Origin of the sequence: Hahella sp. KA22 (assembly GCF_004135205.1) — a bacterium.
Classification (GTDB): domain Bacteria; phylum Pseudomonadota; class Gammaproteobacteria; order Pseudomonadales; family Oleiphilaceae; genus Hahella.
The window spans coordinates 1,955,381-1,977,602 of record NZ_CP035490.1; the positions used below are offsets into that span (position 1 = coordinate 1,955,381).

General features: G+C 53.5%; 21 protein-coding genes. 16 read left to right on the top strand and 5 right to left on the bottom strand.

Annotation, left to right across the window (positions count from 1 at the left end):
• Positions 1-2 precede the first annotated feature (2 nt).
• Positions 3-1,049 carry a small ribosomal subunit biogenesis GTPase RsgA gene (gene rsgA, locus EUZ85_RS08730; protein WP_127968930.1) on the bottom strand — a complete coding sequence of 349 codons (1,047 nt, stop codon included), beginning with the start codon at positions 1,047-1,049 and terminating at the stop codon, positions 3-5.
• A gap of 178 nt (positions 1,050-1,227) precedes the next feature.
• Here rsgA and orn point away from each other — a divergent pair, with 178 nt between their 5' ends.
• Positions 1,228-1,776 (top strand): oligoribonuclease, encoded by a 549-nt coding sequence (gene orn, locus EUZ85_RS08735; RefSeq protein ID WP_127968931.1) that lies wholly within the window; start codon positions 1,228-1,230, stop codon positions 1,774-1,776.
• On the opposite strand, the gene queG is transcribed toward orn, so the two are convergent.
• A complete protein-coding gene (gene queG, locus EUZ85_RS08740) occupies positions 1,765-2,889 on the bottom strand; it encodes a tRNA epoxyqueuosine(34) reductase QueG (RefSeq protein ID WP_127968932.1) in 1,125 nt (374 codons plus the stop codon). The two genes, orn and queG, sit on opposite strands and share 12 nt — an antisense overlap.
• Before the next feature lie 156 nt (positions 2,890-3,045).
• On the opposite strand from queG, the gene EUZ85_RS08745 reads away from it, so the two are divergent.
• The 12 genes from EUZ85_RS08745 (at position 3,046) to EUZ85_RS08800 (ending at position 16,187) form a co-directional block, all read left to right on the top strand.
• Entirely contained in the window at positions 3,046-4,536 is a 1,491-nt protein-coding gene (locus tag EUZ85_RS08745; protein WP_127968933.1) for an NAD(P)H-hydrate dehydratase, read from the top strand.
• A gap of 5 nt (positions 4,537-4,541) precedes the next feature.
• Positions 4,542-5,021 carry a tRNA (adenosine(37)-N6)-threonylcarbamoyltransferase complex ATPase subunit type 1 TsaE gene (tsaE, locus tag EUZ85_RS08750; protein WP_127974439.1) on the top strand — a complete coding sequence of 160 codons (480 nt, stop codon included), beginning with the start codon at positions 4,542-4,544 and terminating at the stop codon, positions 5,019-5,021.
• Positions 5,022-5,050: 29 nt separating this feature from the next.
• Positions 5,051-6,373, top strand: coding sequence for an N-acetylmuramoyl-L-alanine amidase (locus EUZ85_RS08755; RefSeq protein ID WP_127968934.1), 1,323 nt, complete (start codon positions 5,051-5,053; stop codon positions 6,371-6,373).
• A gap of 152 nt (positions 6,374-6,525) precedes the next feature.
• Positions 6,526-8,370, top strand: a complete 1,845-nt coding sequence (gene mutL / locus EUZ85_RS08760) for a DNA mismatch repair endonuclease MutL (RefSeq protein WP_127968935.1) — start codon at positions 6,526-6,528, stop codon at positions 8,368-8,370.
• The gene (gene miaA, locus EUZ85_RS08765) at positions 8,370-9,368 is read left to right on the top strand and encodes a tRNA (adenosine(37)-N6)-dimethylallyltransferase MiaA (RefSeq protein ID WP_127968936.1); all 999 of its coding nucleotides are present in this window, start codon (positions 8,370-8,372) and stop codon (positions 9,366-9,368) included. The genes mutL and miaA overlap by 1 nt, the downstream gene beginning before the upstream one ends.
• A gap of 133 nt (positions 9,369-9,501) precedes the next feature.
• Positions 9,502-9,753, top strand: a complete 252-nt coding sequence (hfq, locus tag EUZ85_RS08770) for an RNA chaperone Hfq (protein ID WP_011399116.1) — start codon at positions 9,502-9,504, stop codon at positions 9,751-9,753.
• Positions 9,754-9,770: 17 nt separating this feature from the next.
• Positions 9,771-11,063: a ribosome rescue GTPase HflX gene (gene hflX / locus EUZ85_RS08775; RefSeq protein WP_127968937.1), complete on the top strand. Its 1,293-nt coding sequence runs from the start codon at positions 9,771-9,773 to the stop codon at positions 11,061-11,063.
• 146 nt (positions 11,064-11,209) lie between these two features.
• Entirely contained in the window at positions 11,210-12,373 is a 1,164-nt protein-coding gene (hflK, locus tag EUZ85_RS08780) for an FtsH protease activity modulator HflK (RefSeq protein ID WP_127968938.1), read from the top strand.
• Complete coding sequence (gene hflC / locus EUZ85_RS08785; RefSeq protein ID WP_127968939.1) at positions 12,373-13,257, top strand: protease modulator HflC; 885 nt, start codon at positions 12,373-12,375, stop codon at positions 13,255-13,257. Before hflK ends, hflC begins: the two co-directional genes overlap by 1 nt.
• 162 nt (positions 13,258-13,419) lie before the next feature.
• Positions 13,420-13,608 carry a DUF2065 family protein gene (locus EUZ85_RS08790; RefSeq protein WP_127968940.1) on the top strand — a complete coding sequence of 63 codons (189 nt, stop codon included), beginning with the start codon at positions 13,420-13,422 and terminating at the stop codon, positions 13,606-13,608.
• A gap of 43 nt (positions 13,609-13,651) precedes the next feature.
• A complete protein-coding gene (locus EUZ85_RS08795) occupies positions 13,652-14,875 on the top strand; it encodes an ATP phosphoribosyltransferase regulatory subunit (RefSeq protein ID WP_206618028.1) in 1,224 nt (407 codons plus the stop codon).
• A 13-nt stretch (positions 14,876-14,888) separates the two neighbouring features.
• On the top strand, positions 14,889-16,187 hold the full coding sequence (locus EUZ85_RS08800; protein ID WP_127968941.1) for an adenylosuccinate synthase: 1,299 nt from the start codon (positions 14,889-14,891) through the stop codon (positions 16,185-16,187).
• 71 nt (positions 16,188-16,258) lie between these two features.
• Here EUZ85_RS08800 and EUZ85_RS08805 read toward each other — a convergent pair whose 3' ends face one another.
• Positions 16,259-16,714 carry a hypothetical protein gene (locus EUZ85_RS08805; RefSeq protein ID WP_127968942.1) on the bottom strand — a complete coding sequence of 152 codons (456 nt, stop codon included), beginning with the start codon at positions 16,712-16,714 and terminating at the stop codon, positions 16,259-16,261.
• 203 nt (positions 16,715-16,917) lie between these two features.
• Between EUZ85_RS08805 and EUZ85_RS08810 the strand changes: the two genes are divergently transcribed.
• Positions 16,918-18,129, top strand: coding sequence for a trans-acting enoyl reductase family protein (locus EUZ85_RS08810; RefSeq protein ID WP_127968943.1), 1,212 nt, complete (start codon positions 16,918-16,920; stop codon positions 18,127-18,129).
• Here EUZ85_RS08810 and EUZ85_RS08815 read toward each other — a convergent pair.
• On the bottom strand, positions 18,098-19,045 hold the full coding sequence (locus EUZ85_RS08815) for a DMT family transporter (RefSeq protein ID WP_127968944.1): 948 nt from the start codon (positions 19,043-19,045) through the stop codon (positions 18,098-18,100). The two genes, EUZ85_RS08810 and EUZ85_RS08815, sit on opposite strands and share 32 nt — an antisense overlap.
• Before the next feature lie 154 nt (positions 19,046-19,199).
• Here EUZ85_RS08815 and EUZ85_RS08820 point away from each other — a divergent pair, with 154 nt between their 5' ends.
• The gene (locus EUZ85_RS08820) at positions 19,200-20,312 is read left to right on the top strand and encodes an NAD(P)/FAD-dependent oxidoreductase (protein ID WP_127968945.1); all 1,113 of its coding nucleotides are present in this window, start codon (positions 19,200-19,202) and stop codon (positions 20,310-20,312) included.
• A gap of 5 nt (positions 20,313-20,317) precedes the next feature.
• Here the strand turns inward: EUZ85_RS08820 and EUZ85_RS08825 are convergent, their stop codons facing one another.
• Positions 20,318-20,869 carry a ComF family protein gene (locus EUZ85_RS08825; protein ID WP_127968946.1) on the bottom strand — a complete coding sequence of 184 codons (552 nt, stop codon included), beginning with the start codon at positions 20,867-20,869 and terminating at the stop codon, positions 20,318-20,320.
• Positions 20,870-21,143: 274 nt separating this feature from the next.
• Here EUZ85_RS08825 and bioB point away from each other — a divergent pair, with 274 nt between their 5' ends.
• Positions 21,144-22,220: a biotin synthase BioB gene (gene bioB, locus EUZ85_RS08830; protein WP_127968947.1), complete on the top strand. Its 1,077-nt coding sequence runs from the start codon at positions 21,144-21,146 to the stop codon at positions 22,218-22,220.
• The last annotated feature ends 2 nt before the right edge of the window (positions 22,221-22,222 follow it).

The window sequence follows — 22,222 nt, forward strand, 5'->3', positions numbered from 1 at the left end:
TCCTACAGGTTCTCCTCATGGATGTCCTGTTCCTGCAGCGATTCCCTGATGCGCAGAAAACTCTCCATGCGGCTGGCCAGAATTTCGCCGCTTTCCTGCGCTGACTGCAGGGCGCAACCGGGCTCCTGAAGATGTCGGCAGTTGCGGAAACGGCAATGGCCGAGGTGGGGGCGAAATTCGACGAAGCCATCCTCCAGAGTGCGCTCATCAATATGCCACAAGCCGAATTCCCGGATGCCGGGGGAGTCGATCAAGTCGCCGCCGGAGGGGAGGTGAAACAGCTTGGCTGTAGTGGTGGTGTGCGTGCCTTTGCGAACATTTTCCGACAGGTCGCCAACTTTGACGTCTTCATCCGGTAACAGCATTTTGATCAATGAGGATTTCCCAACCCCTGATTGACCCACAAAGATGCTGGTCTTATGCGCCAGATGTCTCTTGAGGTCATCCAGGCCGGATTGCGTGTTGGTGGATGCGTCGATCCATTCGTAGCCCAATTGCTGGTACTGATCTTTGAACTGCTGCAGCGTGTCGCGGTTGGCGTCGTTGATCAGGTCCTGCTTGTTGAGAATGATCAACGGGGGAATGCCAACCGCTTCCGACGCCACCAGATAGCGATCAACCAGGTTGTGATGAGGCTCAGGCTCCGCGGCGATGACAATCAGAATCTGATCAATATTGGCGGCGATAGGTTTCAGCTGACCGAACTTGTCTGGGCGCTTTAAGGCTGACTCGCGAGGCTGGCGGGCGACAATGACGCCGGAATTGTCCGGGCCGGCGCGCCAGATCACTTGGTCGCCAGTGACCAGGGAGTCAATATTGGCGCGGACGTAACAGCGAAATATCTGACCTGCATGTGGCGGTTCCAGTGCTTCGACAGCAAGTTGCTGGCCGTAATGGGCGATGATAAGCCCTTCTTGCTCCGCTGACAGTTCTCCTCCGCTCAGTTGGCTTTCCAGTTGCGTTTCCTTGCGGGTCGCACGTTTGGTGCGCTCGTCCTGGATCTTCTGGATGCGCCATTTTTGCTGTTTGCTGAGTTTTCGCTTCGCCATAATCGGGGGGCTTAACTATCCTATGAACTACACTAGTTTAATATACAGCCTGATGGCCTTGGGTATGCGTGCGGCTGGCGACGTAAGGCTTACAAACGGTTATGGATGCCGCTACACTGCCTGATTTTTCTGATGTCGCCGTTTGACGCCGGTGCTACTGTAAAACGATGGAGAAGTTATGTCACGTCGCGATAACCTGATTTGGATCGACTTGGAGATGACCGGACTGGATCCGGACTCGGACCGAATTATTGAAATGGCGGTGGTCGTCACCACCAGCAACCTGGAATTGGTCGCCGAAGGGCCGGTTATCGCAGTGCATCAGCCAGACAGCGTATTGGCGCTCATGGATGACTGGAATCGCAATACACATGGGACCAGCGGACTGACGGACCGGGTCAAGGCCAGCACAATCGGAGAAGCTGAGGCGGAAAAACAGATGCTGGATTTTCTGGCGCAGCATGTGGATGCGGGCTGCTCCCCTATGTGCGGCAATTCCATTGGCCAGGATCGCCGCTTTCTCGCCCGCTACATGAAGGATCTGGAAAAGTTCTTCCATTACCGTAACCTGGATGTCAGTACGCTGAAGGAGCTGGCCCGTCGCTGGCGGCCGGAAGTGGCCGCTGGAATCAAGAAAAAAGGCTCTCATCAGGCGTTGGAGGACATCAGAGAATCAGTCGAAGAGCTGCGTTACTACCGCGAACACTTCCTGCGTTTAACGGACTGACGTTTTTTCCGCTTCTTGCCGCTCCGCCATATCCGCGAGCGGCTCGCCATGTTGCGTCAGCGCCCAGCGCACATGCTCCTGAACAATAGCGGAAGGGTGCAGAAGCTTTTCCTTCAATGCAGCAATGATGGCTGGTGAGGTTGGCGCATTGCCTAGCGCTACAGCGATATTGCGCAGCCAGCTTTCATGCCCGGTACGGCGTATCGCTGACCCTTCCGTGTTGCTGAGGAACTCTTCCTCCGTCCATGCAAACAGCTCCAGTAATTCCGCACTGTCGAGACGATGGCGCGGCGAGAAGTCCTTTTCGCCGGTAAGCCGGGAAAATTTGTTCCAGGGACAAACCATCTGACAATCATCGCAGCCGAAGATGCGGTTTCCCATCATCGGCCGAAGGTCTTCAGGGATTTTGCCTTTTAGCTCTATCGTTAAATAGGAAATGCAGCGGCGGGCGTCCAGAACATTGGGCGCCACAAATGCTTTGGTGGGGCAGAAATCCATACAGGCGCTGCAACTTCCGCAATGGTTTTTGGGATAGGGTGGGTCGACCGGCAGGGGCAGGTCGGTGAACAGCTCGCCAAGGAAGAAGTAAGATCCCGCTTTGGGGTTTATCAGCATGGTGTTTTTGCCGATCCACCCCAAGCCGGCCTTCTGCGCTAATGCCCGCTCCAGAACCGGCGCGCTGTCGACGAAAACACGATAGGCGGACTCCGTAATTTCTTCCTGTATGCGCTTGCCCAGCTGAGCGAGGCGTTTGCGCATGAGCTTGTGATAGTCTCTACCCACAGCGTAGCGGGAGACATAGGCGGACTGATCTTGTTCAAGTCGTGCTTGCGCCTCCCCCTTTTTTTCCGGCCAATAGTCCATGCGCACACTGATGACGCGCAGTGTTCCGGGTAACAACTCGGCTGGGCGGCTGCGTTTGTCGCCATGGTCGGCCATATAACCCATGGAGCCATGATAGCCCTTACTCAGCCAGTCCCTGAGCGCCTCTTCGTGACGGCCGAGGTCGACATCGGTAACGCCGCATTGCTGAAATCCCAGCTCTTGCGCCCACTGTTTGATGTCGCCCGCCAACTGGCTAAGTTGAGATTGGCTGTAAGTATCGTTCGTCATAAGTTACCGCTTTAATCCAGGGGGCTATTGTGACACATCGGCGCATGGTTGTTTACGAAATGGTCTTTTTCGAGTATTTTGCTAAAATTTACATACGTATAGCGCTATTAATTGAAGTGGATTCTTGAAATGTCACCTGTGCGGGTCTCCCATCCTATGCCGAAGGACCTATACACGGCGGCGCAAGTGCGTCAGCTCGACGCGCTGGCCATACAGTCCATGGCGGCTGAAAACGGCTATGAACTCATGCAACGTGCGGGGCGTTCAGCGTTTCGCGCGCTGATGCGTCGTTGGCCTGAAGCGGAGAGGTTGACCCTGTTCTGCGGTGGCGGCAATAACGGCGGCGATGGTTATGTGGTGGCGGAGCTGGCGCTTCGTCATAATTTGCAGGTCGAAATATTTGCGTTGAGCGACCCCCAAAATTTGCAAGGTGAGGCGGCTCAGGCCTTCGCGAGTTGCCGTGCGGCTGGCGTTGACGTGACTATGTGGTCTCCTGTTTCCTCTATAAGCGGCGATATCATTGTCGACGCCATGCTGGGAACGGGATTATCCGGTGAGGTGCGTGACGACTATGCTGCCGCGATTACCGCTATCAATGCCGCCGGTAAGCCAATCATCGCCTTGGATATCCCCTCCGGCTTGTGCGCGGATACCGGTATGCCTCTTGGGGCTACCGTGAATGCGGCGATGACGGTGACCTTTATTGGTATGAAACGAGGGCTGCTGACGGGCGAGGCGCCTGACTATGCCGGCGAGCTTGTATTTGACGAGCTGGATGCCCCCACTGATATTTATAGTAAAATCCCCCCGGCCTGCCGCCGTTCTGATTTTTCACTGGCGGTTAAATTAGCGGTTGCCAGAAAGTCATCGTCGCACAAAGGCATGTTCGGTCGTGTTCTGGTAGTTGGTGGCGATTCTGGCTTTGGCGGCGCTGCGATCATGGCGGCGGAAGCCGCATACCGAGCCGGTTGTGGCTTGGTGTCATGCGCCACCCGCGCCGCACATGTCGGCGCAGGGCTATCTCGACTCCCCGAGGTCATGTTTCGGGAAATCAACAGTCGGGGAGAGTTGTTAGTCATGCTGGAATCGGCGGATGTGATCGCTCTGGGCCCTGGATTGGGTAAGGAGCCTTGGGGGCAAATGTGTCTGCAAACATGCCTGGATGCTGGTAAACCCATGGTCGTCGACGCTGACGCCCTGAATATGATCGCCGCCCGCAAGCATCAGCTCAGTCCTCACTCCTTAATGACGCCGCATCCAGGAGAGGCGGCGCGTTTGTTGGAGTGTTCGGTGGCGGATGTGATGCGTGACCGTTTTGCGGCGGCGCGAGATTTGGCGAAGACCTATAATTGTCATGTTTTGTTGAAGGGAGTCGGTACTGTGCTTGCGGCTCCGGACCAGGAAGAACAGGTTGTCGTACAGGCGGGTAACCCGGGAATGGCGTGCGGTGGTATGGGCGATGTGTTAACAGGCCTTGCGGCGGGATTGCTGGCGCAGGGCATGAAGCCGTTGGCGGCGGCGGAACTAGCGGCGGCCTGGCATGGCGCAGCGGCGGACTCCGCAACGGAAAGTGTAGCGCAGGCTTCTTTGATGGCCGGCGACTTATTAAAGCAGTTAGGGTCGGTAATGCGCGAGGCGACGGTATGACGCAGATGCTTTCATCCAGGCAGGTAGTCGCTCCTGATGAAGAGGCGATGGCGATATTGGGCGATGAGTTGTCGCAATGCTTCGCTGCGCCCGGGGTAGTCTATCTGCAGGGACAATTAGGCGCAGGCAAAACCACGCTGACGCGCGCCATGATGCGTGGCATGGGATATTCAGGTTTGGTTAAGAGTCCCACTTATACTCTGGTCGAACCCTATCAGTTGGAAGACAGGCTGGTTTTTCACTTTGATCTGTATCGACTGGCGGACCCGGAGGAACTTGAGTTTCTCGGTATCCGCGATTATTTCCATGAAAATTCGATTTGTTTGGTGGAGTGGCCCGATAAAGGCGCTCCATTGTTGCCAGAGCCTGACTTGACGGTCGATATTCAAGTGCTGATGAAAGGCCGCAGAATCAAACTGCTGGCGCACACCGCGCGAGGCTGTCAGTGGCTGGAGGCGTATGATGCAAAGCAGTCCCGGGAGTAACGATTATACTGGGCAATGAGGTTTACAAGATGACAGTAGCGCTCAGACTGATATTACTCAGTGTGATACTGATTTCTTCCGTTGCGGGAGCGGCCACGGTCAGTAATGTCCGTGTTTGGCCGGCGCCTGATCATACTCGTTTGGTTTTTGATATGAGTGGACCGGTAGATCACAAGGTGTTCGCTCTGTCGAAGCCGGATCGACTGGTGATTGATATTTCGCAGGCTTCTTTGGAGACTGACTTCACCGCTGTCAGTTACGAAGGGACGCCGATTCAACGCATTCGTAGCGCCCGCCGCGGCTCTAAAGACCTGCGTGTTGTGCTGGACCTCCGGGAAAGCGTAAACCCGAAAAGCTTTGCGTTGCAGCCGAACGATCAGTATGGGCATCGTTTAGTTATTGATCTGTACGGATCAGGTGGGGCGCAGCAAGTTAAAAAGCAGGCTGACGATCATGCGCAGAAACGCGATATCGTGGTTGTGATTGACGCCGGTCATGGTGGTGAAGACCCTGGCGCTCTTGGACCCAAAGGCATTCGCGAAAAGGATGTGGTGCTGGCGATTTCCCGTGAACTGCAGGCGTTACTGGATCAGGAGCGCGGCTTTTCCAGCCGGCTGACCCGTAAAGGCGATTACTTTATCCCTTTGCGTAACCGTACTGCACTTGCTCGCGAGTACAATGCCGACTTGCTGGTTTCGGTGCATGCTGACGCATTCAAGAGCCCTGACGCCAGCGGCGCCTCGGTTTATGCGCTTTCCAAGCGCGGCGCCACCAGTGAAACGGCGCGTTGGCTGGCGGAGAAGGAGAATACATCCGACTTGATTGGCGGCGTTGGCGGCGTAAGCCTGGAAGATAAGGATCAGGTGTTGGCTGGCGTGCTGTTGGACTTGTCCATGACCGCCAGCTTGAAGGCCAGTCTAACTGTGGGCGACAGCGTATTGAGATCCGTAAGCGGGGTTTCCCGTTTACACAAGAAAAGAGTGGAGCAGGCGGGATTCGTGGTGTTGAAGTCGCCGGATATTCCCTCCATTTTGGTGGAAACGGGCTTTATCTCTAATCCGTCTGAAGCGCAGCGACTGAAAACCAGTAAGTATCAAAAGAAAATTGCGACGGCGATATATGGCGGGCTGCAAAAATATTTCGTCGACGCGCCGCCTCCGGGCACATTGCTGGCCTGGCAGAAGCAGTCTGGACAAGGCAAGGTGGGGCAGACGTATGTCATTGAGAAAGGCGATACGCTCAGCAGCATCGCCCAGAGGAACAACATCAGTCTTAACGATCTGATGAATCATAATGGACTGACCACTGAGTCTCTGCGAATTGGCCAGGTCCTGATGATACCTGCTACCTGATAACGCCTCACCTAGATGAGCTGGCGCCTGGAGCGCCGGTTCTGTTGTCCTTGCACATCTGTTACCATCTGCGGCAATTGCTCGCCTACGCTAAGACATGGTTTATTTAGCGCAGAGGCGACTCACTTCCTGATAATTTGCCGAAATACCCGATGTCGAAGATTCATTTACTTTCCCCTCGATTGGCTAACCAGATTGCTGCGGGTGAGGTTGTCGAGAGACCCTCCTCAGTGGTGAAAGAGTTGGTGGAGAATGCGCTGGACGCTGGCGCGCGCAAAATAGAAATCGATATTGAGAGTGGCGGCGTCAAATTGATTCGAATTCGCGATGATGGAGGAGGGATACAGCGGGAAGACCTGCCGCTGGCGCTATCTCGTCACGCCACCAGTAAAATTGAAACGCTGGAAGACTTGGAGGCCGTGGCGACATTGGGCTTCCGGGGCGAGGCGCTCGCCAGTATCTGCTCAGTGTCCCGTCTATCCTTGACGTCGCGTCCGCAAAATCAGGGCGAGGCTTGGAAGGTGGAAGTGGAAGGGCGTGACATGAAGTCGGAAATTTCACCGGCGGCCCATACTCCCGGCACCACAGTGGAAGTCCGTGACCTGTTTTACAATACCCCGGCGCGCCGTAAGTTTATGCGTACGGAAAAAACAGAGTTCGGGCATATTGAAGAAATTATCAAGCGGCAGGCGCTGGGCCGGCTAAGTGTCGCGTTTACCTTGCGGCATAATCAGAAGGTCGTGCACCAGTTGCGTCCAGCCGGTTCGGAAGAGGATCACGTTCGTCGCATCGGACAGCTTTGCGGCGCAAACTTTATTGAGAGCGCGATCCCTATCAATGTTTCAGCATCAGGGTTGTCATTGAGCGGGTGGGTGGCCAAACCCACGTTTTCTCGCAGTCAGGCGGATCTGCAGTACTTTTTCGTCAACGGACGCGTGATTCGCGATAAGCTGGTGGCGCATGCTGTGAGACAGGCCTATCAGGATGTGCTTTATCATGGACGTCATCCCGCCTTTGTGCTCTATCTGGAGCTGGACCCCGCCACTGTTGACGTGAATGTGCATCCAACCAAACACGAAGTGCGTTTCCGTGAAGGCCGCATGGTTCATGATTTCCTGTTTCGCAGTTTGCACAGGGCGCTGGCCGAAGTGAAGCCACAGGTTGCAGCGGCGGAGGCTACGCCTGCTGCGGAGGTGGAGCAGGTGCGCCCCGAAATGCAGTGGCCAACGCAGGATGTATTGCCTCTAAGGCAACAGCCCGCTGCATCTGGTTTTTCGATGTCGGGGGCGCCCTCTGCAGGTGCTGTGAAGGAGCAAATATCCGCCTACGGGCAATTACATGATAATTCAGGGCTTGGCGGTATGTTTGGGTCTGCTCAGTCTGGAGCTGCGCCTGCCATGGATAATGTCGCAGAGGCCCCTCTGGGGTATGCGATAGCGCAATTACACGGCGTGTTCGTGCTGGCCCAAAACACGCAGGGTATGGTTCTGGTCGATATGCATGCGGCCCATGAACGGATTGTCTATGAGCGGATGAAGCGCTCACTACATAATAGCGGTGTGACCACTCAGCCCATGCTGGTGCCGATGAATCTGGCTGTCAGCCGCCGTGAGTCCCTGGCTGTAGAAGAAAATGCAGAGACACTGCGGCAGTTGGGGCTGGAAATCACCGTCGCTGGCGTAGAGTCTATAATTGTTCGGCAAGTCCCGGCGTTATTGCGGAATGCAAACGTTGAAGCTCTGGTGCGGGACGTCATTGCAGAATTGGCGGAGCATGGTTCCACTCGCAAAGTGGAGGAAACCATGAATGAGCTGTTGGGCACTATGGCCTGCCACGGTGCGGTTAGAGCCAACAGGCAGCTGACCATCGCTGAAATGAATGCGCTATTGCGGGATATGGAAGATACTGAGCGCAGCGGGCAATGTAACCACGGCCGACCAACATGGGTGCAGTTGACGATGTCTGAGCTGGATAAACTGTTTTTGCGGGGTCGATAGTGTCGGAGAAAAAGGCGCTGCCGCCTGCCATACTGTTAATGGGGCCAACCGCGTCCGGTAAAACGGACCTTGCTATGGCCCTGAGCGAGCGTCTGCCCTGTGACTTGATTAGCGTGGACTCCGTCATGGTGTATCGCGGAATGAATATTGGCTCCGCTAAGCCTGATCCTGAAACGTTGGCGCGCTACCCTCATCATTTGATTGATATTCGCGACCCGGCTGAACCCTATTCCGCTGCAGAGTTTCGTGCTGACGCCCTGCGCCTGATGGAGCAAAGCGTGAATGCCGGACGCATTCCTCTGCTGGTAGGCGGCACTATTATGTACTATAAAGCTTTGTGCCAAGGATTGGGCGATATGCCCAGCGCAGACGAGAATGTGCGGGGGGAGATACTGGCTGAAGCCGAACAGATTGGCTGGCCTGCGCTGCATGAGCAGCTGCGCCAAGTCGATCCAGTAGCAGCGGCCAAAATTCACCCGAATAACCGTCAGCGCATTCAGCGCGCTTTGGAGGTGTTTCGACTGACAGGAAGGCCGCTCTCGCATTATTGGGCGGCAGACGGGGCGAATCCGGAAAATGAGCTCAATTGGGACAGTGTGAATGGCGCAGCTTTGCCTTACAATGCGCTAAACTTAGCTCTGGCGCCCGTTAAGCGAGAGGATTTGCACGCCCGTATCGCCAAGCGCTTTCAGATCATGTTGGAGCAAGGGTTGCTGGATGAAGTCGAGCAGTTGCGTCAGCGTGGAAACTTGAGTGTGGAGCTGCCCTCTATCAGGGCGGTAGGTTATCGTCAGGTGTGGTCTTATCTCGAAGGTGAGTTTGGTCGGGAAGAAATGGTTGAAAAAGCGACTGCCGCCACTCGTCAGTTGGCGAAAAGACAAATGACCTGGTTGCGTTCCTGGCCCGAGATAAATTGGTTGTCTGCAGATGATACACAATTAGTCGAAGCCGCTATGCGACTGATTTCACAACGGTTACAATCGTGTAATCCACTATAGGTCAGATCGCAGGTTAGCGCTATACTATTACTCAATGCTGTCCAAAGTGCTGGCAAACCGTCCCTGGTGATAATACATACACGAGTTAGTAATTTAATCACCGATAATTAGAACTAAAAGTAGGAGAATTCCAATGTCAAAAGGGCAGTCTTTACAAGACCCTTATTTAAATGCGCTACGGAAGGAACGCATCCCGGTATCCATATTCCTGGTAAACGGCATCAAACTGCAGGGACAAATTGAATCGTTTGATCAGTTTGTAATTCTGTTGAAAAACACCGTCAGCCAAATGGTTTACAAGCACGCTATCTCCACCGTCGTCCCTGCCCGGAACGTACGTATCGCCGCTCAAGGCGAAGGAGAGAACGAAGCATCTAACGCTTAATGCGGAGCAGCGCCTGATTGTTTGAGCGTCCTAAAGCGGGTGAGCGGGCTGTACTTGTTCACCTGGATATGCTGGAAGAAAAAGATCGAGAAGACCCTCGCGAGCTTACGGAATTAGCTTTATCGGCCGGCGCAGAGCCTGTTGCGCTGGTCACCGGAACCCGTAATCAGCCCAGTCCGCGGTATTTTGTCGGCAGCGGTAAGCTGGAGGAAGTCAGGGCGGCGGTAATTGAGCACGAAGCGGAAGTCGTACTGTTCAATCATTCTCTTACTCCTAGTCAGGAACGAAACCTGGAAAAGGATCTGCAAGTGCGGGTTCTGGATAGGACGGGCCTGATACTGGATATCTTCGCCCAGCGAGCGCGAACTCATGAAGGTAAGCTTCAGGTGGAGCTGGCTCAGCTTGAGCACTTGTCTACGCGACTGGTGCGGGGTTGGACCCACCTTGAGCGTCAGAAAGGCGGTATCGGTTTGCGTGGGCCGGGTGAGACCCAGCTCGAAACCGATAGACGACTCATTCGTGGTCGTATTAAATCTATACACAAGCGTTTGGAGAAGGTTCGCAAGCAGCGCGAACAAGGCCGGCGCGCGCGTCGTCGGGCGGAAGTGCCGACCATTTCACTCGTTGGCTATACAAACGCCGGCAAATCTACCCTCTTTAATCGTATGTCCTTGTCCGATGTTTATGCTGCGGATCAGCTGTTCGCAACTCTTGATCCGACTCTGCGGCGTATTAACCTGGAAAACTACGGTCCTGTGGTTCTGGCCGACACGGTCGGGTTCATCCGGCATCTCCCTCACAAACTGGTCGACGCGTTTCGCGCGACGTTGGAAGAGACCTGCAACGCTTCGTTGTTGCTCCACGTCGTGGATGCGAGTGACCCAAAGCGCAGGGAAAACATCGAGCAAGTTGAGGATGTTTTAAAGGAAATCGGCGCTGACGATATTCCTTCCCTCTTTGTTTTCAACAAGGTCGATCGGTTGGAAGCAGCCGAACCTCGCCTGGAGTTAAATGAAAATGGCGAGCCAGTTCGTGTTTGGGTTTCTGCAGTTACCGGAGACGGTCTTGAACTGCTGGAGCAGGCGACTGGAAAGTTGTTGGGCGCTGACATGGTTGACGAGACGCTTTGCATTCCGCCTGCGTTGGGTCGGTTGCGAGCCAAGCTTTATGAAAGAGAGGCGGTGTTGTCGGAAGAGGTGAAGGAGGATGGCTCCTTTTCTGTACATATAAAGATGCCGAAAACCGACTGGCTGCAAATAGCGCATAAGGAAGGCGTGAAACTTGAGCAGCTTACCGGACATGTCTGCTAAGCTCAGAAGTTGTGCGTATCGACCATCTGAGCGCGCTGCATTGTATGTCGGCGTTATCTTAATTACATTTCAGAACCTTGCCGATCGAGACATAGATAAATAGTATTACGCGCAAGCTTTAAATCTTCACAACGAAGGGGAATAAAATGGCTTGGAATGAACCAGGCGGAAATAATAATCAGGACCCATGGGGCTCAGGCCGTCGCGGCAACAAAAATGACGGACCGCCGGATCTGGATGAAGTCATTCGCAAAGGTCTGGAGAAAGTCGGTGGATTGTTTGGCGGCAAGCCTCGAGGCGGCTCTTCCGGCGGTGGTGGAGTTTCTGGCGGCGTGGCGGCGATTATCATCGTTGTCTTAGTGCTGCTTGCTATCTCCAGTTCTGTTTTCCGCGTAGACGAAAAAGAAAACGCAATTGTGCTGCGCTTTGGTAAGTATCTGGATACGCGCCAGCCTGGTCTGCAATTTAAGATCCCCCTGATCGACCAAGTCTTTATCGAGGAAGTCACCTCGGTTCGCAATCAGAAGAAAAAAGGTCACATGCTGACGGAAGATGAAAATATCGTTGATATTGATCTGACCGTTCAGTACGTCATTGGCGACTTGCGTAAATATACTCTGGTGATGCGCGACCCAGTCACGACCTTGGACTTTGCAATCGATAGTGCTCTGCGTCACGAGGTTGGCTCTGAGTCTATGGATAAGGTTCTGACGGAAGGGCGTGCGATTCTGGCGATTAACGTGCAGGACCGTTTGCAGCGTTACCTTGATTTTTATGGCTCTGGCATTGAGGTGAAGAAGGTTAACATCAACGCCGCGCAGCCTCCTGCCGCAGTTAAGTCCGCGTTTGAAGAAGTTCAACGCGCGAAAGAGGATGAGCAGAAGGTTATCAACCGCGCGCAAGCGTACAAAAATCAGGTCGTGCCTGAAGCACGAGGTAAGGCGCAGCGGGTCATTGAAGAAGCTAAAGCTTATCGGGATCAGGTGATTGCGCAGGCTGAAGGTGAAACCCAGCGTTTCTTAAAGGTGCTCGAGATCTATGAGAGCGCGCCAGCGGTAACTCGCGAGCGTTTATATATCGATACGATGGAGAAAGTTCTGTCCGGCAGCAGCAAAGTGTTGGTGGATCAAGGGCAAGGGAACAACATCATGTATCTTCCATTGGATAAAATGCTGAATCGCGCAGATGCGGCTCCCGCAGCGGGCGCTATTATTCCGCGTAATGTCGATACGGGCTCCAGCGGTTCTTCCCGTGCGGTGGAGGATTTCCGTTCCCGTAACGAAATTCTGAGCAGAAGCAGGGGCCAATAATGACTACAAGATTTGCAATTTCTCTCGGCGCTATCTTGCTGGCCATCATTGTCGTCATGCAAGGCGTATACATTGTTCCAGAAACTCATCGAGCCGTATTATTGCGCTTTGGCGGTATGGTTGAATCCGATATCGGAGCCGGGCTTCACTTCAAAATTCCCTTTGTGGATGTGGCTCGTAAGTTCGATATCCGTGTGCTGGTAATGGATTTGCCAACCAAGAGTTACCTTACCGGTGAGCAAAAGCCGCTGGATGTCGACTCGTATGCAACATGGCGCATAGTGAATGTGGGGCAGTTCTATCGTTCCACTGCCGGCGATGAGAATAATGCAGTACGCCTGCTGGAGTCGCGTATTGATAACGGTCTGCGCGACCAGTTTGGTCGCCGCACTATGCACGAAGTCGTGGCGGGTGAGCGTGAAGAGCTGATGGAAGAGTTGACCAAGAGTCTGGATCAGATCGCTCGCACAGAGTTTGGTATTGAAATCAACGACATCCGCGTTCGTGCGATTGAGCTGCCAACTCGCGTCAGTGACTCTGTTTACGAACGGATGGAGTCTGAGCGTCTGAAAATTGCTCAGCAGCATCGTTCACAAGGTGAGGAGCAAGCTGAAGCTGTACGTGCGGCGGCGGATGCTGAAAGAACTGTTATTGACGCAAATGCGTATAAAGAAGCAGAGCAGATTCGAGGCGAAGGCGACTCCGTCGCTTCCAGAATCTACGCTGACGCATTCAGTAAAAATCCTGAGTTTTACTCTTTCTACAGGAGCATGGGTGCTTATGAGCAGACCTTCTCCAGTAAGGGAGACTTGCTGATCCTGCAACCGGATAGCGAGTTTCTTAGGTACCTGAAACAACCGCGAGGGGCTTCCCAGGGGAATTAACCCAGCCTTAAAAAGCATTGGGAAGCCGCCGAAATAGTGGTAATATTCTGCAACCGGGAACTATCCCGGTTTTTTTGTGATTAAATACTGGCAACTGTATATATTTTGTGTGGCTTTGCGCCTTGGTTTGAATGGTGCAAAGCAAAGCGATGAGGGGTTCCAATGTGGCGGGAACTGGGAATTGCGCTCTGTCTGATGCTGGTGTTGGAAGGCGTCCTTCCTTTTCTGTATCCGCGACGCTGGCGAAACATGGTGGTCAGGTTGGCGCAGGTCGATGATGGAATCATGCGGCTGGCCGGACTTGTAAGCATGCTTGTGGGGACCGCCCTTTTATACCTGATCAGACAGTGATCTTCCATTCACACAAAACGTTGCGCACCAAAAGGTGAAATGAATGTTTGGCGATACGCAGTCAATGTCCGAATCTGATTTATGGCTTCTCCCTGATGGCGTGGAAGAGTTATTGCCGCCAGAGGCCAAGCGCATTGAGGAATTGAGACGACAGTTGCTGGACCTTTACCACTCTTGGGGTTACGAAATGATCGTACCGCCCCTGTTGGAGTTCCTGGACTCTCTGCTTATCGGCGTCGGACGCGATCTGGAGTTGGAGATGTTCAAAGTGACGGACCAGCTTACTGGACGGCTGATGGGAATTAGAGCGGATATGACGCCCCAGGTGGCTCGTATAGACTCACGCCGCTCCCATGATGTCGCCAGTCGATTCTGTTACATCGGCAGCGTTTTGCGCACAAAATCTCCCAGTATGTTTTCTTCGCGCACGCCTATTCAGACTGGGTGCGAGCTTTATGGCGTAGTGGGTTCAGCCGCAGATATTGAGATTATCTCTCTGATGCTGGAAACGCTGAATCTGGCTAAGATCAGTCCGCTGCACATGGATATTGCTCATGTGGGCGTCTATCAGGCGATACTGGCGGAAGCGAAACTGTCCAAAATTCAGTCTGATGAGCTGTTTGAGGCGTTACGCAGGAAAGCGATTCCTGAAGTTGATGAAATCGCTGCTACTATCCCAGATAAAGCGATTCGTCAAAAAGTAATGGCGCTGCCTAGGCTGGCTGGCGGCAAAGAGAAAATGAAAGAAGCGCGCAGAATTTTTGCGGGCAATCCAGATATTGAATACGCGCTGGACGAAATGAGCCAGGTCGCCGCAGTTATTGGCGAGCGTTATCCGGAAGTGGAGATTTACTTCGATTTCTGTGAAATGCGCGGTTACAAGTATTACACCGGTCTGGTGTTCGCTGCATATACCGAAGGCCTGGGACAGGCGGTGGCGAAAGGCGGCCGCTATGACGAAGTAGGGCGCGATTTTGGTCGGGGACGCCCTGCAATGGGCTTCAGTGTGGATTTGAAAGCTTTATACCGCATGGGCAGGCGCGAATGGGCGCAGCCGGCGGGCGCTATTTTAGCTCCAAACGGTCAGGATGCAGAGTTATGGGAGCTGATCAGGCAGTTGCGGCGGAGCGACAGAGTTATACAACTGATGCCCGGTGAGGAAGCCGGCCACTGGGCTTCCCACTGCGATCGCCAAATCGTACGGGACGAGTCGGGGCAATGGATCGTAACGCCCTTAACCGAATTCAATCCTAATCACGTTAAATAGAGATTTAATCATCATGGGCAAAAATGTGGTCATTCTCGGCACTCAATGGGGTGACGAGGGCAAAGGTAAGATTGTAGATCTGCTGACGGAAGAAGTCGCTGCGGTGGCTCGCTTCCAAGGCGGACACAACGCCGGGCACACTTTGGTGATAGACGGACAGAAAACCGTTCTGCACCTGATTCCCTCTGGAATTTTGCGCAGCAATGTCGCCTGCCTTATAGGTAATGGCGTTGTGTTGGCGCCGGATGCGTTGCTGTCTGAGATCAAGACCCTGGAAGACAAAGGCGTACCTGTTCGTCAGCGTCTTTTCCTGAGCCCTGCATGTCCTCTGATTCTGCCTTACCATAAGGCCTTGGATTTGGCGCGGGAAGAGCGCTTGGGTTCTGCGAAAATTGGCACGACTGGCCGGGGAATTGGTCCCGCCTATGAAGACAAAGTGGCGCGTCGCGGCGTGCGTCTTGGTGATTTGGCGAAGCCAGAGCGTTTTGCTGAGAAGCTGAAAGAAATCATGCAGTACCAGAACTTTGTTCTGGAGCACTACTATAAGGTCGCTCCGATCGATTATCAGAAAACGCTCGACGAAACGCTGAAGATGGCGGAAGAGTTGCTGCCGATGATGGCGGACGTCACCGACATGCTGCATGAGTTCAGAAAGCGCGGCGAGAATGTTCTATTTGAAGGCGCTCAGGGCTCCTTGCTGGATATCGACCTGGGCACATATCCCTTCGTTACCTCATCCAACACCACTGCGGGCGGTACTGCGACCGGTAGCGGCTTTGGTCCGATGTATCTGGATTATGTGTTGGGCATCACCAAGGCTTATGCAACGCGCGTAGGCTCAGGCCCATTCCCGACGGAACTGTTCGATGACGTTGGCGCCTATTTGGCGAAGAAAGGCAATGAGTTTGGCGCAACGACTGGTCGTCCTCGTCGTTGTGGCTGGTTTGATGCGGTTGCTCTGCGTCACGCGATCCAAATCAACAGTGTTTCCGGGGTCTGTTTGACTAAGCTGGACGTTCTGGATGGTCTGGATGTTGTGAAAGTGTGCGTTGGCTATCGCACCGCAGATGGCGTTGAGATTACGCGTCCGCCGATCGATTGCGAAGCGTTTGGTGAAGTAGAGCCAGTTTACGAAGAGCTGCCAGGCTGGAAAGAGAGCACTTTTGGCGTTAAGCGTGTAGAGGATCTGCCAAAGAACGCGCAAGACTATATCTCCTTCCTGGAGAAGCAGATTGAAGCGCCAATCGATGTCATTTCCACTGGCCCGGATCGTAATGAGACGATCATATTGAGACATCCTTTCTCAGCATAGTTTAAAGGGGCTTTGATCCTTTTTTGCGAGATATAAAAAACGCCCCATCGGGGCGTTTTTCGTATGCGTGCCTAGTTGGCGTTGGCGTCAGCCATGGGGGAAGCGGCGTCCGGGCCTTTCATTTCAAAAGGTATGCCCTGAACTCGAAGCCAATTTTCATCAAGCTCCCAACGAACAAAGTCGAAAGCTTCATTCTTCAACACAAGGTCCTGCGCATAAGCCTGCATTCTGGCGAAATCTTTTTCCGCCTGTAGCAGGGCGCGTGAGTTGTCCCTCTCGTCCTTTAGCTCAGGGAAGACAATGCGCAACGCTTTCGAAAGAGTCTTCTGGTTGGAATGCAGGGTGCCCATGACGGCGACGCGGCCATCTTTCTCTATGACCCTGAAATGATAGGGGTACTTTGAAAGTACGGGGTCTTCTTTGAGCTCGTCGTTTATGAAAACTATCTCCAGGCTGCCGTATAAAATCCATAATACAAACAGCGCCGATACCAGCATCACTATGGCAAATTGTTTTTTATCCGACATGTCGGTAATTCTATTCCAAGTTTCATTAGCGTTAAGCCCCCGGATTGTCTGTTGTTTTACCTTGGGCGGGGGGTATTATAACCGGATTATTAATGTATGTATTTGCATTCGGGTGAGAATTGACGGATTCTCGCGTCCTAGGTCGAACGGCTTATTAACGCGTGGCGCTAGGCATACTGTCAAGTCGGTACAAGGATATCCACATGGCGAACAAGAAAATTTATGATCTGGTTCTATTTGGTGCGACGGGATACACAGGAGAGTTGACCGCCGAGTATCTGGCGAGGGCGATGATGCGGGAGGACTTCGTTTGGGCGATTGCCGGACGAAATCCAGAAAAGCTGGAGCGATTAAAGAAGCGCCTGTGTTCTGTTAATCCGGATGTGCGTAGTCGTTTACATGTGATTCAGGCGGATATCGAAGATCAGGCCAGCCTGGATGCGATGGCGAAAGACGCGAAGGCGGTAATCAATACAGTTGGTCCCTATATCAAGTTCGGCGAACCAGTGATCAAGGCCTGTGTTACCCAGGGCGCAGATTATGCAGACCTTACAGGAGAGCCTGAATTCGTAGACGCGATGATCAGCCAGTACGATGAGGTCGCCAAGCGTAATAAGGTCCGAATAGTAAATTGTTGTGGCTTTGACAGCATTCCCCATGATCTGGGGGCTTATTATACGGTGACTGAATTAACCCAGGGCTTGCCTGCAGACGCTCTGGCCGCCAACCCCGTTAAGCTGGAAGGGTTTGTTCGCGCTGGCGGCGCTTTTTCCGGCGGAACCTGGCATTCCGCCGTGCACGCATTTTCGAGAGCCCGACAGGCGCGGGCCGATAAGCGCAACAGACCTCACATGTCAGAATCTCCCCGTAAAGTCGGCAGTGTGGATTTCAATTTGCGTTTCCGTAAGGAAATCAACGCTTGGGCGTGTCCTTTCCCTACTATTGATCCCCAAGTGGTGAAGCGTAGCGCCAGGGCGCTTGAGCAGTATGGTCAGGAGTTTAAGTATGGCCATTATGTCCAGGTGAAAAAGTTGCCCCGGGTTATTGCAGGCGCCGCGTTTGTCGGCGGCGTATTTGCGTTGGCTCAACTCAAGCCTACGCGTAATTGGCTTTTAAGTCTCAAGCCCGCCGGGCAGGGGCCCACGCCTGAGCAGCGTAGCCGGGGCTGGTTTAAGGTGGTGTTTATTGGTTCCTGTGATGGTCGCCAGATAAAGACGCAGGTAAGTGGGGGCGACCCAGGTTATGGAGAAACCTCAAAAATGCTGGCGGAAAGCGGCTTGTGTCTGGCGCTCGATCGACGCAAATTACCAAAATCTTACGGCGTGATCACGCCGGTCATGGCGATGGGGCGTCCATTGATGGATCGATTGCAGCAAAGAGGCGTCAAGTTCGAGGTTTTGGAGCCAGCGGCTTGACACTTTTGCCCATATCCTGAGAGAGCCACAATCCAGCCAAAATCGCTCCACCGCCGATAAGGTGGTAGGTTTCTGGATGCTCGCCAAGAAAAGGGATGGATAACAGGGCGGTAAGCAGCGGCGTCAAATAAGCGAATAAAGCGGCGGTACTGGGCGAAGTCTTAGTGACGCCGTAGTTCCATAGCAGGTATGCACAGAGCGACGGGAATATCGCGACGTAGGCGATAACCGCCGCCAAGTCATAGCTCCACTCAAATCCGCCTTTAAAATGATGCTCCAAAGCGTAAAAGGGCAGGATCATCGGTAGCCCCAATCCCAGCAAAATAGCGAACAAGTCGAAGCCTGGGATGGGGATGGCCCATTTTCTCAGCAACACTGAATATAGTGACCAAATAACCATCGCCGCCGCCATGATGCTGTCGCCGGCGTTCATCTGCAAAGAGAGCAGTGCGCTTGGTTCTCCATGCAGTATCACGTATAAGGCGCCGAGAAAGGCGAGCAACACGCCGGCCCCGCTTTTAATATTCAGGCGCTGACCAAGCAAAGGCATCGCTAAAACCAGAGTGGCTACCGGCAACAGCGAGTTCACTAACGTGATATTAAGTGCAGAGGTGAATTGCGCAGAGGTATAAAGCAGTGAGTTGTAAGTCGCCACGCCAAGAAAAGCGAGCACGCTGATCTTGAGCCAATGCTGCCTTATAGTGTCTTTGTGGCGCAGGAACGCCCGCAAAATAAACGGTGAAATGAGGAGCGCGCAAACCAGCCAGCGGTGGAAAGACAGCGCCAACGGTGGGATGCTGTCATTGAAGCCCCGCGCTACCAGAGCATTACCCGCCCAAAATAATGATGTTCCCGCCAATCCCAAGTAAGGCGCTATTCGAAAAAAGAGTGAATCAGAGGCGTTGACGTCGCTCACTGCGCGGGTCCTTTTGAGTTGCTGGCAAGGCGGGAGAACACCGGACCCTGCTATCAGGGCTTCCGAGGCCTCCAATTCTAGGATAAATTCTATCTGTTCGGCCAATTTTTCCGTTTATATCAATCATTAAGCAGATGAGAGCGACGAACTTGTTATGGAGCTTTTTGAAACATCCATTGTAGTGATTGGCGCTGGTGTCGTGGGGCTAAGCGTGGCCAAAGCGTTGGCTGAAGGCGGGCAAGATGTGCTGCTGTTGGAGCGCGAGAGCCTTATTGGTTCCGGCATATCATCTCGCAATAGTGAAGTGATTCATGCTGGCCTCTACTATCCGCAAGGCAGCCTGAAAGCTGAAACCTGTGTGAGGGGTAAGGCGCTGTTGTATGAATACTGTGCTTCTCGGGGGATTCCTCATAAGCGTTGCGGAAAGCTCATCGTTGCAACCCACCCTGAACAGATAGGCGCCCTGCAGCAAATATATGAGGCGGCCGCCGCCAATGGCGTGGCGGATATACAGTGGTTGACTCAGGCTCAAGCTTTGGCGATGGAGCCCGAATTAAGATCTGTTGGCGCTCTGTATTCTCCCTCCACAGGCATTATCGACAGCCATCAGTACATGTTGTCTTTGCAGGGCGACTTTGAACGCGCGGGCGGGATTGCGGCGTTTAACGCGCCCCTGCTGGGCGGGTTTATTGAAACGGGGCGGATTACCTTGAACGTTGGCGGCGCTGCGCCCTGTCAGGTGCGTGCGGAAGTGGTTGTAAATTGCGCTGGATTGGATGCAATGAGAGTGCTTGCTAACGTGGACGGCTATCCATCTGCTGGAATTCCTCCAATCTATTTCGCCAAAGGAAGTTACTTTTCGCTATCGGGGCGCAGCCCTTTTCAGCGCCTGATATACCCAGTGCCGGAGAACGGTGGACTGGGTGTGCACTTGACTCTGGATATGGGGGGGCAGGCGCGTTTTGGTCCTGATGTTGAGTGGGTCGATCAGCCTGAGTTCAGTGTGGACCCGCAAAGGATAGCCAAGTTCGCCCAGGCTATACGCAATTACTGGCCTGCGTTGCCGGAGGGCATGCTGCAGCCGGCGTATGCGGGTGTCCGTCCCAAGTTGTCGCCACAGGGCGCGCGCGCTGAGGACTTTGTCATCAATACGCCGGAAGAAAATGGCGTTGCAGGTTGGTATAACCTGTTTGGCATTGAGTCGCCTGGACTGACCGCATCGCTTGCATTAGCGGAGACGGTGGTGAAGCGTGTATTAAATGGTTAAGAGGCTCAATCCATTGAGCGCCTGGCAATACTGAAAACATAGACTTCAAGCGCCCCCGCCAATTTCAGCGTGCGCGCCAGCTCATCCACCGTACTGCCTGTAGTGACGACATCATCAATAATAATCAGCGGTTGCTGAGGGAGCTTGGATGACGCCGCAAAGCTATTTTTCACATTGCTGCGTCTGTTTTTTTGATTCAGTCCGGTTTGAGGTGGAGAGGCCTTGATCCGGCGGCACAGCTTACTGCTGAACTTCGCATTGGCGTAGCGGGCCAGGCTTCGCGCCAGCAGTTCCGCCTGATTGAATCCGCGTTTACGCTGCTTGCTCTTATGCATTGGCACGGGAATCAGCACGGGGGTTGAAATGTGCGCGCAGGCTTGTACAAAGGCAGGGAGAGCCGCCTGTGCGAGCGCCCTGGCCCAATATCGTTTATCTCCATACTTTAGCTGCCCAATGACTTGACTCAATGGGAAGGAGTAGTCGAAAGCGCTGGTGCTGGCGTCAAAAGATGGCGGTTGACGAAGACAACGCCCGCAGGGGGCGGTATCGGGAGCCACCCGACTGATTCCGCAACGGGGGCAGGGGTGTTTGGGGGCGGTTAAATCCGCGACGCAGGCGGAGCAAATATGAGTAACGCACCCTGATTCGAGGCAAAGCAAGCAATGCTTTAGTTGTAAGCTGTTAACCTTTTCTCTGAGAAAGGTTGACAGCTTTTGGGCTCGGCTTATTATGTCTTCCATGAATTTCTCTCGTTTTTGGGTCCACATTCCTGTGTCGAGGCGGATTATATCTCAGGCCCCGGCTAGTTTTGTATAACAGCAAGAGTTTGATATGACAGCAACTATGCAATCACCTATCCGCCATGACTGGTCTCTGGAAGAAGTCGAAGCTCTCTTCGCTTTACCTTTCAATGACTTATTATTTCAGGCGCAAGTCATGCACAGGCAAAACTTCGATCCGAATGAAGTACAGGTCAGCACTCTGCTTTCCATCAAGACCGGCGCCTGCCCCGAAGACTGTAAGTACTGTCCTCAGAGCGGCCACTACAATACCGGCCTTGAAAAAGAGAAGCTGCTGGAAGTGGAAAAGGTAGTGAACGAGGCCAAGGCCGCCAGAGAAAAAGGCGCCAGCCGTTTTTGTATGGGAGCGGCCTGGAGAAACCCTCGCGCCAAAGATATGCCTTACGTCCTTGAGATGGTCAAGCAGGTTAAATCTCTGGGGATGGAAACCTGCATGACTCTGGGTATGCTGACGGCGGATCAGGCGTTGGAGCTTGCTGGCGCAGGTTTGGATTACTACAACCATAACCTGGACACTTCTGAAAATTACTACGGTGAAATTATCACCACGCGGACTTACTCCGATCGTCTGGAAACGCTGCAAAATGTTAGGGACGCGGGTATGAAAGTCTGTTGCGGCGGCATAATGGGTATGGGGGAAAGCGCCCGTGACCGCGCTGCATTACTCGCTCAATTGGCGAATCTGCCAAGCCATCCTGAAAGCGTGCCGATCAATATGCTGGTCAAAGTGCAAGGTACGCCTCTGGAAGTGCAGGAGGACATAGATCCGTTCGATTTTATCCGCACTATCGCCGTAGCGCGAATCCTCATGCCCAAGTCTCACGTGCGTTTGTCCGCAGGGCGTGAGGACATGAATGAGCAGATGCAGGCGATGTGCTTCCTGGCGGGCGCCAATTCTATTTTCTATGGCGAGAAACTGCTGACTACGCCTAACCCCGAAGCGGATAAGGATATGATGCTGTTCAAGAAGTTGGGTATTCGTCCGGAACAGCGCGAACAAGCGCATTCGGAGGATCAGCAGGAGGCGTATCTGCATGACGCCATTCAGGCGCATGACCAGCAACAACGCATGGAAAGCATGTTCTACGACGCGACAAAAACTGCGTAAAC

Bases quoted from the DNA above. Each gene is read 5' to 3' on its own strand.
- rsgA (WP_127968930.1), bottom strand. From the start codon at position 1,049: ATGGCGAAGCGAAAACTCAGCAAACAGCAAAAATGGCGCATCCAGAAG.
- orn (WP_127968931.1), top strand. From the start codon at position 1,228: ATGTCACGTCGCGATAACCTGATTTGGATCGACTTGGAGATGACCGGA.
- queG (WP_127968932.1), bottom strand. From the start codon at position 2,889: ATGACGAACGATACTTACAGCCAATCTCAACTTAGCCAGTTGGCGGGC.
- EUZ85_RS08745 (WP_127968933.1), top strand. From the start codon at position 3,046: ATGCCGAAGGACCTATACACGGCGGCGCAAGTGCGTCAGCTCGACGCG.
- tsaE (WP_127974439.1), top strand. From the start codon at position 4,542: ATGCTTTCATCCAGGCAGGTAGTCGCTCCTGATGAAGAGGCGATGGCG.
- EUZ85_RS08755 (WP_127968934.1), top strand. From the start codon at position 5,051: ATGACAGTAGCGCTCAGACTGATATTACTCAGTGTGATACTGATTTCT.
- mutL (WP_127968935.1), top strand. From the start codon at position 6,526: ATGTCGAAGATTCATTTACTTTCCCCTCGATTGGCTAACCAGATTGCT.
- hfq (WP_011399116.1), top strand. From the start codon at position 9,502: ATGTCAAAAGGGCAGTCTTTACAAGACCCTTATTTAAATGCGCTACGG.
- hflK (WP_127968938.1), top strand. From the start codon at position 11,210: ATGGCTTGGAATGAACCAGGCGGAAATAATAATCAGGACCCATGGGGC.
- hflC (WP_127968939.1), top strand. From the start codon at position 12,373: ATGACTACAAGATTTGCAATTTCTCTCGGCGCTATCTTGCTGGCCATC.
- EUZ85_RS08790 (WP_127968940.1), top strand. From the start codon at position 13,420: ATGTGGCGGGAACTGGGAATTGCGCTCTGTCTGATGCTGGTGTTGGAA.
- EUZ85_RS08795 (WP_206618028.1), top strand. From the start codon at position 13,652: ATGTTTGGCGATACGCAGTCAATGTCCGAATCTGATTTATGGCTTCTC.
- EUZ85_RS08800 (WP_127968941.1), top strand. From the start codon at position 14,889: ATGGGCAAAAATGTGGTCATTCTCGGCACTCAATGGGGTGACGAGGGC.
- EUZ85_RS08805 (WP_127968942.1), bottom strand. From the start codon at position 16,714: ATGTCGGATAAAAAACAATTTGCCATAGTGATGCTGGTATCGGCGCTG.
- EUZ85_RS08810 (WP_127968943.1), top strand. From the start codon at position 16,918: ATGGCGAACAAGAAAATTTATGATCTGGTTCTATTTGGTGCGACGGGA.
- EUZ85_RS08820 (WP_127968945.1), top strand. From the start codon at position 19,200: ATGGAGCTTTTTGAAACATCCATTGTAGTGATTGGCGCTGGTGTCGTG.
- bioB (WP_127968947.1), top strand. From the start codon at position 21,144: ATGACAGCAACTATGCAATCACCTATCCGCCATGACTGGTCTCTGGAA.